Annotated in this window: 11 protein-coding genes; 4 read left to right on the top strand and 7 right to left on the bottom strand. The window is 46.8% G+C overall.

Translation table 11 applies throughout. The features are described 5' to 3' along the window. Positions 1–98: 98 nt before the first annotated feature. Positions 99–1,370: a maltoporin gene (locus R7Z77_RS08735; RefSeq protein ID WP_005374784.1), complete on the bottom strand. Its 1,272-nt coding sequence runs from the start codon at positions 1,368–1,370 to the stop codon at positions 99–101. Between the two features lie 446 nt (positions 1,371–1,816). Here R7Z77_RS08735 and glgX point away from each other — a divergent pair, with 446 nt between their 5' ends. Next, positions 1,817–3,808, top strand: coding sequence for a glycogen debranching protein GlgX (gene glgX, locus R7Z77_RS08730; RefSeq protein ID WP_005374781.1), 1,992 nt, complete (start codon positions 1,817–1,819; stop codon positions 3,806–3,808). 78 nt (positions 3,809–3,886) lie between these two features. On the opposite strand, the gene R7Z77_RS08725 is transcribed toward glgX, so the two are convergent. Both R7Z77_RS08725 and R7Z77_RS08720 read right to left on the bottom strand, forming a co-directional pair. After that, positions 3,887–5,257: an L-serine ammonia-lyase gene (locus R7Z77_RS08725; RefSeq protein WP_005383410.1), complete on the bottom strand. Its 1,371-nt coding sequence runs from the start codon at positions 5,255–5,257 to the stop codon at positions 3,887–3,889. A gap of 11 nt (positions 5,258–5,268) precedes the next feature. After that, positions 5,269–6,810 carry a sodium:solute symporter gene (locus R7Z77_RS08720; RefSeq protein ID WP_170889941.1) on the bottom strand — a complete coding sequence of 514 codons (1,542 nt, stop codon included), beginning with the start codon at positions 6,808–6,810 and terminating at the stop codon, positions 5,269–5,271. Positions 6,811–7,149: 339 nt separating this feature from the next. Between R7Z77_RS08720 and R7Z77_RS08715 the strand changes: the two genes are divergently transcribed. The 3 genes from R7Z77_RS08715 (at position 7,150) to R7Z77_RS08705 (ending at position 10,826) form a co-directional block, all read left to right on the top strand. Further along, positions 7,150–8,445, top strand: coding sequence for an MFS transporter (locus tag R7Z77_RS08715; protein ID WP_017634479.1), 1,296 nt, complete (start codon positions 7,150–7,152; stop codon positions 8,443–8,445). 101 nt (positions 8,446–8,546) lie between these two features. Further along, positions 8,547–9,563 (top strand): nuclear transport factor 2 family protein, encoded by a 1,017-nt coding sequence (locus tag R7Z77_RS08710; protein ID WP_005374772.1) that lies wholly within the window; start codon positions 8,547–8,549, stop codon positions 9,561–9,563. 177 nt (positions 9,564–9,740) lie between these two features. Continuing rightward, complete coding sequence (locus tag R7Z77_RS08705) at positions 9,741–10,826, top strand: porin (RefSeq protein ID WP_213967510.1); 1,086 nt, start codon at positions 9,741–9,743, stop codon at positions 10,824–10,826. A 69-nt stretch (positions 10,827–10,895) separates the two neighbouring features. On the opposite strand, the gene R7Z77_RS08700 is transcribed toward R7Z77_RS08705, so the two are convergent. The 4 genes from R7Z77_RS08700 to hisD all read right to left on the bottom strand — a co-directional run bounded on the left by R7Z77_RS08700 (position 10,896) and on the right by hisD (position 14,709). After that, positions 10,896–11,609, bottom strand: coding sequence for an alpha/beta fold hydrolase (locus R7Z77_RS08700; RefSeq protein ID WP_213873735.1), 714 nt, complete (start codon positions 11,607–11,609; stop codon positions 10,896–10,898). 1 nt (position 11,610) lies between these two features. Beyond that, a complete protein-coding gene (locus tag R7Z77_RS08695) occupies positions 11,611–12,615 on the bottom strand; it encodes a cupin domain-containing protein (protein WP_213869927.1) in 1,005 nt (334 codons plus the stop codon). A gap of 65 nt (positions 12,616–12,680) precedes the next feature. Then, positions 12,681–13,415, bottom strand: coding sequence for an SDR family NAD(P)-dependent oxidoreductase (locus R7Z77_RS08690; protein ID WP_025768659.1), 735 nt, complete (start codon positions 13,413–13,415; stop codon positions 12,681–12,683). A 1-nt stretch (position 13,416) separates the two neighbouring features. Further along, complete coding sequence (hisD, locus tag R7Z77_RS08685) at positions 13,417–14,709, bottom strand: histidinol dehydrogenase (RefSeq protein ID WP_005374756.1); 1,293 nt, start codon at positions 14,707–14,709, stop codon at positions 13,417–13,419. Between the last annotated feature and the right edge of the window lie 287 nt (positions 14,710–14,996).

Here is a 14,996-nt window from a genome sequence, read left to right as displayed (position 1 = left end):
CTGTCTACCTCGACTCTTTATTGTTTTTTAAATAAATACAGCCAGATAAGTTCTGGCTGTATCATTCTAGGACAATTTAGGACTTAGTGGTTAGATGATTACCACCAAGCTTCAGCTTGTACACCGAATTGGAACGTATCGTCTGAACGACCGTTGTCAAATGTGTTTGAGTTGTCTTCTTTGTCAGCCGTTAGGTAAGAAGCGTAAACACGGATTTCAGGACGAGCCCAGAAGCTAGAGCCAGCAGACCATGCTTGAGCAACAGTTAGCTTACCGTATTTGTTTTCTTCGCCGTCGTTATCGTCGATAGCGTAACCAGCTTCGAAAATAGTTTTGTGGTTGTCATCCCATTTGTACATTGGACGAACAACAACAGACATTGTTTCCCACTTGTCTTGGCCAGCCCACATGTCTTCACCAACACCGTACACTAGCTGGTGACCCATTTCCCAGCTGTCGCCCATGCCGATTACACCCCAGTTGATTAGGCGGTAACCAGATGCACCGTTGTCAGCTTCTGCGCCGTACCAGCTACCGTCGCCGTAGAATGCCATTGTTTTTGAGTAACCTTCAGTACCGTACTGAAGCACTGTTTTGTTGAAACCAGCGTCTAGACCTTGAGTCAATTCTGCTGTGAACATTACGCCGTTTTTCGCATCTTTAGTGCCGTTTGGCGCAGCGTCAGTTTCGTTAAGAATTGCGTAGTTCAAGCCCATTTCTAGAGAGCCGTTGTCCCATAGAGGAAGACCTGCGTAACGTACGTCTAGAGTGTTTACGTTTGTTGCGCCGCCATCGTTGCCTGGGTCTGCGATATCGCCGCGGTCGTTACGAACCCAAGCGAAAGAAACTTTACCAGGACCAGCTTCGATACCTTCAACACCAGCGCCCGCGCCAGAGATGTTCCAGTAGTAGAAGTCAGAGATATGAATGTCGTGACGTTGGTAGTAGCGTTTACCTGCCCAAAGCGTTGCTTCAGGAGCAAAGTTTAGTAGGCCTTTAGCTTGAACGTTGAACTGACGTAGTGCGAATTGTGCATCGTCTACACATTTCACTTCGCCGTTATCCAAACCACAGTTAGCAGAAGTGCTTTCCCAGTCGTTTGAACCGTTAGAAGTCATTGCAACCATAGAGTCTACGTAGAACGTTTTGCCGTTGTTGTTGTAAACTTCTTTACCTAGTTGAATCTCGCCGTAGATATCGCTTTCATTACCTAGACGACCGATCTTGTTCTTTTCGAATGTTAATTGTTGACCACCGTCAGCGTTCACGCCAACGCCAGCACGCATGTAACCGTGGAAATCCACTGCGAATGCAGAACCAGCAGCTAAAGTTGCAGCTACAGCAGCAGCAATTGCACTTACTTTTTTCATTCTTAACTCCATTAAGGGTATTTATAATTCTGTCTTCCCTGCTCACTCTTTTAGGTGAATATAGGCAGTAAAAACACACCTAAAGAAAGAGAGGTAAGATGGGAACGAATCCCCGTTTGTTTCAACAGTTGTGAGATTACCCGAGGCGTACAAGGATGACTTCCTCCGCCCTAAACTAATTTAAGGGGGATGAGAAGGGAGTAGAAAATTTACCGAATGGTGTTTTTTCGAGTCAGATCACCAATCTAGGGAGGAATTAGTAAGTTTGTTCGGTTTTGAGCCGCTACAAAGTGATAGCCATTTCATATTTTTGACTCTAAGCCGTCACATAAAGTAATTAAATTACACGAATATTTTTATATTTAGGGTGGTTGACCTTAGTAAGACAAAGTTTTTAACTTATAGTTTCCTAAAGGTAGCAATAAATATTAAATAAAGTATCTCCGATGACACGACTTCTCTCTCGCCCCTACCCCCTGGGCGCAACATTGAATAAAGAAGGCTGTAACTTCTCTATTCATGCTCCGGGCGTAAAAGACATTCAACTGGCATTGTTTGCAAACGATGGCAGCTACGAGCTTCACGGTTTACCGAATGAATACGCTGGCATACGTCATACTTTTATTCCAGATATTAAGCCGGGGCAAAAATACGGTTACCTTGTCTCCCACAAGGACGAGCCACTGTTAATTTCTGATCCGTACGCAAAATCAATAGATAAAGCCCTCCACTATCACCCTCCCTACTCTCCAGCCAAAAGTTTCGATATGCCGAAGTGCGTCGTTATCGAAGATGATTTTGACTGGCAAAACACGGATCACCCGCGTATACCCAGAGAAGAGATGGTATTGTTTGAGACGCACGTCAAAGGGCTTACCCAACGCCACCCAGAGGTTGAGGACAAGCTGAAGGGGCGCTATTTAGGTCTTGCATCACCTGAAATGCTGGCCTTTTACAAACAGCAAAACATCAACACGCTGCAATTGCTACCTGTCGCAGCATGCATGCATGAGCCTCATCTACTAGAGATGGAAAAGGTCAATTATTGGGGATACAACCCTTATCTCTTTATGGTGCCCGATCCGCGCTACGCAGAACAAGACGCCGTTACGGAATTAAAAACAACAATTCGCGAATTGCATAAAAACGGCATTGAGGTGATTCTCGACGTGGTTTACAACCACACTGCTGAAGGTGGTGAAGGGCCTACAATCTTCAACCTGAAGGCCCTCGATTCCCGTTTTTACATCAAACATGGCAACCACTTCGCCAATTACACCGGCTGCGGAAATACAGTGGATCTCACCTACCAACCAGCCTTAAACCTTGTGATGGATACATTGCGCTACTGGGTTAGCGAATTTAAAGTCGATGGCTTCCGTTTTGACTTGGCTGCAACGTTAGGTCGACAGGGCGATGATTACAACCCAGAAGCAGCTTTCTTTAAAGCCGTTGCGCAAGACCCAATTTTGCGTGAAACCAAATTGATTGCCGAGCCTTGGGATATTGGTCCAAATGGCTACCAAGTGGGTAACTTTCCATTTGGTTGGAACGAATGTAATGACAAACTGCGTGATATTTCCCGCAGTTTTTGGCGCGGTGATCAAGGCTATTTAAAAGAGTTTGCCACTCGATTAATGGGCTCTCGTGACATTTATAGTGCAGCGAACTGGCCATACAAACTCACCGTAAATTACATCACGTATCACGATGGCTTCACACTGCAAGATTTAGTGTCTTACAAGCACAAACATAACGAAGCCAATGGCGAAGAAAATCGCGACGGTCACGGTGACAATCGTTCAGAAAACTACGGTGTTGAAGGCGAGACGGAAAATCTGATGATTATCGCCACGCGTGAAAAGCAAAAACGCAACCTTATTGCTAGCTTGCTGTTTGCCTTCGGTATCCCACACATTCTCACTGCTGATGTTCTGTCTCACACCCAAGGCGGTAACAATAATGCCTATTGCCAAGATAACGAAACCAGTTGGCTGAACTGGGAAGAGACAGAACGTAAGCAACATTTCAAAGCATGGATGTCACAAATGGTCGCCAACCGAAATCAATACATGGTGCCATTTATCCGAGCTTTCAGTGGCGAGAATCGCAATAACAACCGTATTTTCTGGCGCCGTACAGACGGTCGCTTAATGGAGCACGATGATTGGAACCGTTTAAGCTCTGTCGCACTTCACCTTGGTATCGGTAAAGAAGGGCAAGAGCTGGTCTACCTCATCAACCAAACTAACGCCACAGCTCGCTTTAAGCTCCCCAATGAGCGAAAGCAAGAATGGGTGACGATCTGTGATACAAACGTACGTAATCTCAACCCAGGACATGCTGAAGGCGAAGTCTTGCTGTCACCCACCTCGATGGTGATTTTGCACTATCAACCAAACCAAAGCACACCAAAAGGTGAGCAAACGCATAGCTAAGTTATAAACGCTCCAAAAAAGGAAAGCCGATGCATCTCAGTGCTTCGGCTTTTTTGTTGGTTAGATGTGCCTAACTCATTATTCGCAAGGCGGCGCTAGGTGAATCAAAGCTAACCCACCCAGTGACGTCTCGCGGTATTTCTTGTTCATGTCCTTGCCCGTTTGGTACATGGTTTCAATCACCTTATCCAACGAGATCAAACATTTACTATTACGCTTTAGTGCCATGCGAGATGCATTGATCGCTTTCATTGCGCCCATTGCATTACGCTCAATACACGGTACTTGCACTAAGCCACCTATTGGGTCACAGGTCATGCCTAGTGAGTGCTCCATGGCAATCTCAGCCGCAATACAAATTTGCTCATTGCTGCCACCACGTAGCGCGGTCAAGCCAGCTGCCGCCATAGAGGAAGATACACCGACTTCGCCCTGACAACCCACTTCGGCACCCGAGATAGACGCATTGGTTTTGTACAAGATGCCAATCGCACCGGATACAGCAAGGAAGTCTTTAAGCTGTTTAGTATCGAGCTCTTTGATGAAGCGATGGTAGTACATCAATACCGCCGGAATCACACCCGCCGCACCATTAGTTGGCGACGTTACGACTTGTCCACCAGCCGCGTTTTCTTCACTCACAGCAAAAGCAAACAGGTTAATCCAATCCATGATTTCCATCGGATCGTTTTCGATTGCTGCATTTGCTTCAAGCTTCTTCAGCAAGTTTGGCGCACGGCGGGTCACGTTCAAGCCGCCATCCAAGATACCTTCTGTCTCGAAACCGCGCTCCATGCAACGCGTCATCACACGCCAGATCTGCTCTGCGCGTTGATTGATGGCTTCCATATCCTGAAACGCTTGTTCGTTTTTCAGAATCATGCCGCCAAGGCTCATGCCATTCTTCTCTGCCTGTGCCAACATTTCGTCCGCACTGGAGAATGGGAACTCAACTTCTACGGGCGCAGTCGCGCTGCCATTTTGCAGTTCATCCGCCGTTGCGATGAAACCGCCACCGATAGAGTAGTAAGTTTCAAACCCAACCTGATTGCCGTGCGCATCTAACGCAGTAATCGTCATTCCATTCTCATGCAGAGGAAGGTTCTCTTCATGGAACAACATGTCCGTTTTGTAGTTGAATTCGATTTCATGACGGCCATCGACAGACATCATGCCCTCTTCAATCGCCTTGCGCATCGCTTTGTTCGCAGAAGCGATTTTGATGGTATCTGGTTTGTTACCCAACAGACCCAAAATGGTTGCACGGTCAGTATGGTGACCAATCCCCGTTAACGAGAGTGAGCCGTATAAATCGACTTGAATACGAACCACTTTTGCCAAGTTCGATTCAATCAAACGAGTGAAGTGGTAACCCGCGATCATTGGACCATTGGTGTGAGAGCTAGAAGGACCCACACCAATCTTGTAAATATCAAAGATGGACAGCATAAACTTACCTATTACGACAATGCAGCATAAAGCCAATCAGGGAGAACCATACAAGCAGCGATGGTCGCCACAGCGAACACCAACAGCCCATAATGGCTTGCGGTTGGCTTTGCAAAAAGATGTTTTTGATTATTGATAAAGATTTGTTGCTCGGCAGTCACAGCGCCCCAACGACGGCTCACTAACACACCAAACAAAAGGAAGACGAACGTACCAATTGGCGCGAACCACGGCCAAGCCACGTCGAGATACATCGCAGTAAACACCGCAATCACACTCATGATACTGCCAACGATCACGCCTTTCTCATTGGCTTTCACCCAGAATAAACCAAGCACGAATGAACCCAAACGGATACCAACAAAGATAGAAGTCAGACTAGCGATGGTTTTGAGTACCGATTCATTCGATACCGCCAGAAGAGCTGGCACTACCACCATAGCCGCAGCGAGCAAACTCATCTTTCTTGCGACTTTTTCGTAGTGCTCATCATCGGCACTCTTGCGAACGAAACGCTTGTAGATATCGAACGTTGCGACGGTCGCCATTGAGTTGTAGGTAGAATCCAAGGTCGACATTGCGGCCGCCGCCAATGCGGAAATGATCAAACCAACGACGATTGGGTTAGTGTGGTTGAAGACGAAATCCAAAATCACTTCGTTGCTGTTTTCAAACGATTGATCTTGATAGAAAACACTCAAAAGAACACCGAGTACCGCGAAGAATAAGTACACAAAAAATGCACCGTAACCACACAACAGCATCGACTTCTGCGCCGTCTTTTCACATCTCGTCGCTAACGTGCGTTGGATGATCAATTGGTTGGTGCCGTACACACTCAAATGCAAAAAGCTCACGGCAACCACGCCAGCCCAGAGTGTGGTATCTACGCCTAAATCAAAGTCTAAGTTGATGATATTCAGGTGATCACGAGAAAGGTAATCTGCCGCATTAATCTCTGTCATTAGAATGGCAAAGATAGCGATGCTGCCCGCAACCAATACTGCAGATTGCAACATATCGGTCCAGATCACCGTGGAAATCCCACCCGCATAGGTATAGCAAGCGGTGAAAATACTAATGTAGATAATAGCTTCAGAAATACTGATAGGCAGAACTTGCACTAAGATCAGCGCCACGGCATACAAAATCACACCCGCAGAGATACATTGAACCACAATGAACACAATCGAGTTGATGGTTCTTGCATACACCCCAAAGCGGTGCTCAAGATATTCATAAATCGAAGTCAGACCCAGCTTATAGAAAACAGGCACAAAGAAAATGACGGTGAAAAAAATAACGATGGGATAGTTAAGGTGAATACTCATCGCTTCCATGCCAGAGCTATAAACCCAACCTGGCATCCCTACAAACGTCATCGCACTAATGTAAGTCGCAAGTATCGAAACACCTGCCGTAAACCAGCCAAATTGCTTTCCACCCGTAGAAAAGTCGCCACCATTGCTGTAGCGCTTATTCACTAAATAGCTGATTAATATGGTGATTAACACGTATAACGCAATCACCACAAAACTTGAGTACGTAACCATTTCAGGGTTTCCATAATTCTGGGTGCTAATTATTTGTGCTTGGATATTACTTTAAAAAAGCATATCTAAACGATAATACCGCCATAACTGTGACTAAAATCACCAATATAGACGGTTATATATTCAAAAATGCCAAAAAGACCGATTTAATGAGACTCCCATCACTAAAAACCACTAATTGGGTACGCATTCATTTTAAAATTGATATTGATCACGGATCTAATGACCTTAAAAAAACTATGATTCACCACGACACGAAATCGAAGATGATCCCAATAAGATCGTGTTCTTTAAGTTTGAATAGCAACAAATCCTAAGTGAAATAGAGGTTTATCGGTCATGAATGCCAAAAGACACATGAGCGAAGTTCCTATGATTCAAAGGGTAGCTGCCTATCTAGCGATACTGGTTGGTTACTTTTTCTATTGTTATAACTTTGTAATTATTGACTACGTACGCCCATACATCGTTGAAGCGTATGATGGTATTAGCCTGTCAGACACTGCCCAGTTCTATACATGGCAGTCGGTTGGTGCGCTTATCGGTGCATTGAGCTGTGCTTGGTTCGCAACAAAATTTGGTAAGAAATCCACTCTTATTACCATCACAGCCCTAAACGGTGGCGCAACGATCATCAATATGATGTTCACCGACTACACAACATGGGCAGCAATGCGTTTCATCATTGGTTTGTCACTGGGTGGTTACTTCACCGTGGCAGTAAGCTTGATGATCGGCCTATTTACGCCAACGGTACGTGGTAAGTTGACGGCATTCGCGTCTTCTATGTTCTCTGTAGCACTGATGGTAATGGGTGCATATGCAGCATTTATTGCAAGCATTGATGCACCATGGGAAAGCCTAATGCTTGTAGGTGGTATCCCACCATTGGCAGCAGCTGTTGTCATGATCTTTGTACTACCTAGCGACAGCAAAGTGATCGCTTACGGTGAAGAAGAGCAAGCAAAGGCAGAAGAATCAAATGCACCAGCGAAAAAAGGCTCTTGGGGCGAAATGTTAAGTAAACCTTACCGTAAGATCACTCTAACGTGTCTATTGCTGGCTGGCCTTAACTTCTACGGTTTCCAATTCTTTGGTGGCTTCGTAACCACTTACCTACGTGATGTGCGTATGTTCGACGGTGCAACCATCGGTCTCATCTTCTCTATCTCAGCGTTTGGTTCACTGTTTGGTGCGTGGTTCTGGGGTTGGGTAGCTGACAAATTCGGTCGTAAGGTGAACGCATTTGGCTTCATCCTAGCGGGCATCATGGTTTCAATCTTCTTTGTTGCACCTGGCGACATGGTGATTGGCGGCCTAAACATGCTGGCTCTACTTGGTCTGATTTACAACTTCGGTCTGTCTTCTTCTGCGGTATGGGGTGGTTACTTCTCAGAACTGTTCCCAGCACACCTACGTAGCTACGGCGCGGCGCTATTCCACGGCGGTCGTATCCTCGGTATGTGGGCACCAATGGTACTTATCTTCATCCAAGAACGTACCGACCTACAAACCGCAATGTGGGGTTCACCAATCGTATGGATCCTTGCTGGTCTTCTATGGCTATCACTGCCAGAGACACTAAAAGGCGGCGTGTTCGATAAGAGCAAAAAAGCCGAAGCAGCAAAAGCGTAACTGAATTTCAAAAACTCCGGCTGGCTCCCCGGCCGGATGAAAAAACTTAATTTCGAGTCCTGTTCCCAAAGCCGACTCGACAGCAAATAAGAGAGTTTATTATGTCTAAATATCAAGAAGCGAAACGCGTTGTACGTGAATACTTCAGCGCAATGGAAAACGCAACTCACGAGAACGTGGCAGAAGTACTAAAAGCACACACTTCAGAAGATTACCTATGGCGTGGTGTTTACCCATTCCGTGAGCAACAAGGCGCTCAAGCAGCGGCTGACGTTTTCTGGGCTCCTTTGATGAAATCAATGACTCGCATGCAGCGTCGTCAAGACATCTTCATCGGTGGTGAGAACGAAGTAACATCAGGTGAAATCTGGGTAATGAGCATGGGTCACTTCATGGGTCTATTCGACGCTGAATACCTAGGCATGCGCCCAACTGGCAAAATCATGAACATCCGTTACGCAGAATTTAACTGTGTTGAAAACGGCAAGATCACTAAGACTGGCCTATTCCTAGACCTTCTAGGCGCGATGGACCAAGCGGGTTGTTACCCACTACCACCATCAACAGGTAAGCACTTCGTATACCCTGGTCCTCGTAACCACGACGGTCTACTGTTCGAAGACGCAGCACCAGAAGAAGGCGTAGCAACACTAGCACTAGTGAACAAGATGGTTGATGACCTATCTGCACTGAACGACAGCGGCGCTATGGGTTGCCCACCAGAAGTTCTTGAGAAGAGCTGGTCTAAAGACATGATCTGGTACGGTCCATGTGGTATCGGTGCGTCTTACACAATTCCTCGTTACCAACAGCAGCACCAATTGCCGTTCCGTAACAACCTGAAAGACAAGAAGTTTAATGGCCACGTATGTCGTTTCGCAGAAGGTAACTTCTCTTGTTTCTTCGGCTGGCCAAACCTATCTAACACGCCAATCGGTGGTTTCCTAGGTATGACAGGTGGTGAAGTACGTGCAGACATGCAAGTGGTTGACGTTTACTACCGTGACGGCGACAAGCTATCTGAGAACTGGGTACTGATCGACCTACCTTACTGGCTAAAACAGCAAGGTCTAGACGTATTCGAGCGTACTCAACAGATCCTAAACCCTTCTCTATAAGAAGTCCTAGGGGCGGATTGTCAACCCGCCTTTATGTTGCCTGAATCCCCTCTCGGTTCAGGCGACATGCTCCCAACTCGTGCCTCAAGGATGGGGCACAACCTCAAGATAGAACCCTTATTCAAAACGGGCATGAACGCACGGTGGCTTTCTGCGCCCTGAATAATGAGATTGATGATGAAAAAGTCGACCCTTTCTGCAGTGATTTTAGCAGCGCTTACTTCTAGCTCAGCCTTTGCTGCACACACTTTTGTTAATGACGCTGGCGACAGCCTAACCATCGATGGCCGTTTCGATCTTCGCTACCAAGACCGTGGCGGTGATGACAACGGCGAATGGAACAGCGGCAGCTCACGTTTCGGTTTGAAAGGCCAAATGGGTCTGGATAACGGCTGGACTGGTTTCGGTCACGCGGAATGGGGCTACAACTCTGGCGCGAACGGCGAAAACATTTACGACCGCTTGCTATACGCAGGTGTTGATCACGAAAAATATGGCAAGATTGCTGCAGGTACTAAGCAGTGGTCTACCTTCTACGACGTAGCATGGTACACCGATTTAGGTCGTGTATTCGGTACTCGTGGCTCAGGTGTTTATAACCTAGCTGACTGGGGTATCGCATCCGGCGCGGGTCGTGCAGAAAACTCAATTACGTACCGTAATTCAATCAATGAAAAAGTGAGCTACGGCTTTACTTACCAAACCACGCGTGAAGGTGTTGCTCTAGCAAATAATGCGACAGCCTCACTGAAAAACGGCATAGGTGCGTCTATCACTTACAAACCCGTTGATGGCGTAACACTGGGTGCGGCTTACCATCAAAATGAAGTTGCGGATCTAGACGCAAGCGTGGTTGGCGTAGAAAACGGCGACAACATGCGCATCATGCTATTGGGCGCAAACTACAGCAACGGTGGCTTCTACGCGGGTGCGACTTTCCACGTTGGCGAAAACTGGGAAGCAGTGAGCCAAGGCGGTACGGACGTAATGTTCGATACCCTAGGTGGCGAAATCTACACTTACTACCACTTCGATAACGGCCTACGCCCAACGTTGAACTACAACTACATGGAAGATCGCGGTGACGAGACACAAGGCTACGAGCGTAACTTGCTGATTCCTGGTCTTGAATACCACTTCCAGAAGAACAAATTCCTAGTTTGGACTGAATACCAGTTCGACCTAGGTAAAGATCAGTACGATGGCAGCAAATTCGAAAACCGTGATGATCAATTCGCGGCAGGTATTCGCTACTACTTCTGATAATACTCATCGCTCACCACCTATACCCAAGTAACCTTAAGGTGGTGAGTGATGAAGTTCTTATCAACACTAAGCAAAGTTATCTTGAAGCCAAGTAGTCATCACTTCACTAATAATTAAAGGCTGCTCAAGCGTAGATAGATGCCCACACTCAGGGATAACATGAAGTGTGACGTTTGGGATGCATCTCTCCATGAGCAGATGATTGTCTAGCGGACAAAGCTTATCTTCTTTACCTGTTATCACCAACGTAGGAGCTTGAATGTCCGCCAATAAAGGTCGAGCATCCGGGCGAGTTGCTAACGCTTTAGCATGTGCTTCAAATGCCTCCAAACCTACATTAACCGCCATGCCTTCGATACGCTCAGTTAACGCTTTGTCTTGCAAACGGCTTGGATGAATCAGCACAGGCATCAGAGTGTCAGCTGTAATGCGTTCAAACTCACCACTTAACGCACGGCTAACCAGTGCATCACGCTTTTGTGTCACCTCTGGCTTTTCATCTGCTGCATTGGTATCCATGAGGATCAAGCCTTTGACTCTGTTTGGCGCTTGACGGTACACCTCAAAGGCAAGAATCCCACCCATTGATAAGCCCCCCAAGACAAACTCCCGCGGTGCGTCTTGCAACACTCTCTGCGCCAGCTGTTCCATTGACGGCAATGAAGCCAGCGTCGGGCATGTAGGCTCAACCCAACTTGGCAACGCTCGGTTGATATCCTCAAACAATGTGCCATCACAAAGTAGTCCGGGTAGCCAAACTAACGAGGTGGGTTGCGTCATTTTATTCTCCTGCCAGCGGCTTTGGTTGATCAGAGCCAAGAATGCAATACGTCAAACTATTACCACGCAAGTTCGTCAGTGAGTATGACGCACCTTCTGGAACATTCAGCACATCACCGCGCGTTAAAACAACACTCGCTTGTTCGCCCTGATGCGTGAGGACCACTTCAGTATCGCCATCAAAGTTGATAAGCACTTGTTTTTCTTCTCGCCAGTGTTGAGGAATCGAGCCACCTTCAGAAAGCTCATAAGCCATGATGCTCACTTCATCTTCACTCTTTACTTGGAAGTCATAACTCGCCAAAGGATGACCCGTTAAGGCGTATTGTTTCACGTTGCTTCCGCCGAAATCGCCTTTGATTTCACGATAATCTTTTTGCAGAGCGACAAATGGCATCATCTCTTCTGCGGTGTATGTATCGAAGGTCGCGAGCTCTTCTTCGGTAAGCAGCGGCATCAATTCTGATTCTTGTGGCACCGGGTCGCCATTAATAGTGTCCACGAGTGTGCCATCGGCTTTGAGGTATAAACCATAACCTTGACTGTCTTTAATAACGTTTGGATGCCAAATAACGCCGCCACCTGAATCGTCGCCGCCAAGTACCGAGAACATAAAGCCGTAATCACGGCCAACCACTTCAAATCCACGGAAGAGATTGGTTGGAATCGAGATGACGTCACCGTGAGACAACACCGCCTCATGCTCTCCATCGTTCCCCCAATAAAAACGGAACTGACCTTTGAACACCAAGAAAAGCTCGGCGGTACGATGAGAGTGCAACGAATTTTTGATGCCCGGCGGTTGGCCTGCGGCACCAATGTTAAAGCCCGCCGTATCGCGAATATGAACATGTTGACGACTGCTTTCTGCCACCCCAGCACCGATAATGCAGAAGTTATCTTTCAGATCACTGCCTGGCGTGCGCGCATCAATAAACGCACTCGTACCCGGAATCAGTTCCATGTAGCGGACCAGATTATTATTCATTTTAGATTGTAGAGTCATTGTAAATCCTTGTTGTCCTTGTTTGGACCTAGCCTTTGAATTGTTAGTTACAAACCGAAAGTGTGTTACAGACCTAAAGGTCGCCCACCATCAACCGCGATGGTATTGCCTGTCGAGAAGGTCAGAAGATCTGCCGCGGCGTACACGGCTTGAGCGACTTCTTCATCATTGGCTAAACGCTTAAGCGGTGTGGATTGTTCTTGTTGATTACGCCATGCGTCATCCAAGCCTTTGACAAACTCAGTGTCGACAAGCCCTGGAGCAACAGCCAGAACTCGAACCTCGGGAGACAGAGCGCGAGCTAAAGAACGGGTCATGTTCTCCGCGGCAGATTTACTTGCACAGTAAGCAATGTTGCTCCCCATCGCAGTCTGTGCCGCGATAGAAGTAATGTTCACCACACAACCATTGGCTTGCTTAAGCCAAGGCTCAAACGCTCGAACCATGGCAAAAGGCGCACGGACGTTCACTTGGAAAATTTGGTCAAACAGCTGGTCATCTAAACTTTGCAAATCAGAGTGCGCGACGAATTTCGTCATCCCCGCACAGTTGACCAACAAATCCAGCTTGTCGCTTATTTCACTGACTTGATGTTTAAGCTGTTCAATCGCACTAGAATCTGCCACGTTCAATTTGAATGCTAGATGCTCGTTACGTGGCAGCGAGGAAAGCACATCCTCGGCCGCTTTCTGATTACTGTTGTAAGTCAGAATTACGCGATATCCCGATTCAGCTAGCTTGCGACAAATGGCGGCACCCAGTCCGCCACTGCCGCCTGTGACTAAGGCAAGTTTCGACATATTACGCCTCTTCCACTTTGCCTTTGTAACGGCGCACACGAATATCCGCTTGCTCTTTGTGGCCAGCAAAACCTTCGAGTGCACACAAGCGAGAGCAATACTCACCGACTTTGAGGGACGCCGCTTCCGTTACACGCTGGTAAGTACAGGTCTTGATAAATTTACCTACCCAAAGGCCACCAGTGTATCGCGCCGCTTTCTTCGTTGGCAGTGTATGGTTGGTACCAATACATTTATCGCCGTAAGAAACGTTGGTTTCACGACCTAGAAACAAGGCACCGTAGTTGGTCATGTTATCTAGGAAGTATTTAGGATCTTCCGTCATCACTTGAACGTGTTCAGAAGCGATATCGTCTGCCACTTCCACCATTTCTTCGTAGCTATCACACACAATCACTTGTCCGTAATCTGCCCACGCTTTACCCGCGACTTCAGCCGTTGGAAGAATGGTTAACTGACGTTCAATCTCTTTGATGGTTTCTTGCGCAAATGTTTCGCTATTGGTCAACAATACAGCGGGAGAGTTGTAACCATGCTCAGCCTGACCAAGCAAGTCTGCCGCTGCCAATTCCGGGTCACAGCCTTTCTCATCGGCAATGACTAGGGTTTCCGTTGGGCCTGCAAACAAATCGATACCAACGCGACCAAACAGCTGACGTTTTGCCTCTGCTACAAATGCGTTACCCGGCCCTACAATCATATCGACCGGTGCAATAGTCTCCGTCCCCAGAGCCATTGCACCTACCGCCTGAACACCACCAAAGCAATAGATTTCATCCGCACCCGCCATTGCCATCGCAGCGACAATCGCCACATTCGGCTGGCCATTAAACGGTGGCGCACAAGCAATAACACGTTTTACGCCCGCGACTTTCGCCGTCAGTACACTCATGTGAGCGGATGCAACCAATGGGTATTTACCGCCAGGGATGTAACAACCCACGCTGTTGACTGGAATATTTTTATGCCCCAGTACCACACCAGGCATGGTTTCTACTTCGACGTCTTTCATTGAGTCACGTTGAATTTGAGCAAAGTTTCGAACTTGTTGCTGAGCGAACTCGATATCATGACGAGTCGATTCATCAAGCGCATCCACACAGGCTTGGATTTGCTCTTCTGACAGGCGGAATTGCTCCGGCGACCAGTTATCAAACTTTTCAGACAACTCACGTACAGCGCTATCACCTTTCGATTCAATATCAGCAAGAATGTTTTCGACAATCTGACGCACTTTTGCGTCATTTGATGCTGATGCTTCTTCAGTGATTCCGTTTTTTAAAATGCGTGCCATTGGGTTTCTCCTTGAACATTGAGGCTGACGAACGGTTATTTTTATGCCTTTGGATACGAATGCAAAATCAGATTAAACACTTAATTAACATTTGACAAGTTAAGTAAACAAACCACAAAAACAATCCTTAAGCCTTTGTATTTATTAGTTTAAACAAATAAAAGCAAGTAATAAGGACCTTGATTGAGTTTAATTTTTAATCAAAAATGAGTTTTAGATCACATCATTTTTACTCATCATTTACATTTCGCCGTGTTAGCTTTTGCATACCTTTGCAAAGGAGATAA

The organism is Vibrio sp. 1401, from assembly GCF_033340295.1.
This window is presented reverse-complemented; position numbering and strand designations above follow the sequence as displayed.

Bases quoted from the DNA above. Each gene is read 5' to 3' on its own strand.
- R7Z77_RS08695 (WP_213869927.1), bottom strand. From the start codon at position 12,615: ATGACTCTACAATCTAAAATGAATAATAATCTGGTCCGCTACATGGAA.
- R7Z77_RS08700 (WP_213873735.1), bottom strand. From the start codon at position 11,609: ATGACGCAACCCACCTCGTTAGTTTGGCTACCCGGACTACTTTGTGAT.
- R7Z77_RS08725 (WP_005383410.1), bottom strand. From the start codon at position 5,257: ATGCTGTCCATCTTTGATATTTACAAGATTGGTGTGGGTCCTTCTAGC.
- R7Z77_RS08690 (WP_025768659.1), bottom strand. From the start codon at position 13,415: ATGTCGAAACTTGCCTTAGTCACAGGCGGCAGTGGCGGACTGGGTGCC.
- R7Z77_RS08705 (WP_213967510.1), top strand. From the start codon at position 9,741: ATGAAAAAGTCGACCCTTTCTGCAGTGATTTTAGCAGCGCTTACTTCT.
- R7Z77_RS08735 (WP_005374784.1), bottom strand. From the start codon at position 1,370: ATGAAAAAAGTAAGTGCAATTGCTGCTGCTGTAGCTGCAACTTTAGCT.
- R7Z77_RS08720 (WP_170889941.1), bottom strand. From the start codon at position 6,810: ATGGTTACGTACTCAAGTTTTGTGGTGATTGCGTTATACGTGTTAATC.
- R7Z77_RS08710 (WP_005374772.1), top strand. From the start codon at position 8,547: ATGTCTAAATATCAAGAAGCGAAACGCGTTGTACGTGAATACTTCAGC.
- glgX (WP_005374781.1), top strand. From the start codon at position 1,817: ATGACACGACTTCTCTCTCGCCCCTACCCCCTGGGCGCAACATTGAAT.
- hisD (WP_005374756.1), bottom strand. From the start codon at position 14,709: ATGGCACGCATTTTAAAAAACGGAATCACTGAAGAAGCATCAGCATCA.
- R7Z77_RS08715 (WP_017634479.1), top strand. From the start codon at position 7,150: ATGAATGCCAAAAGACACATGAGCGAAGTTCCTATGATTCAAAGGGTA.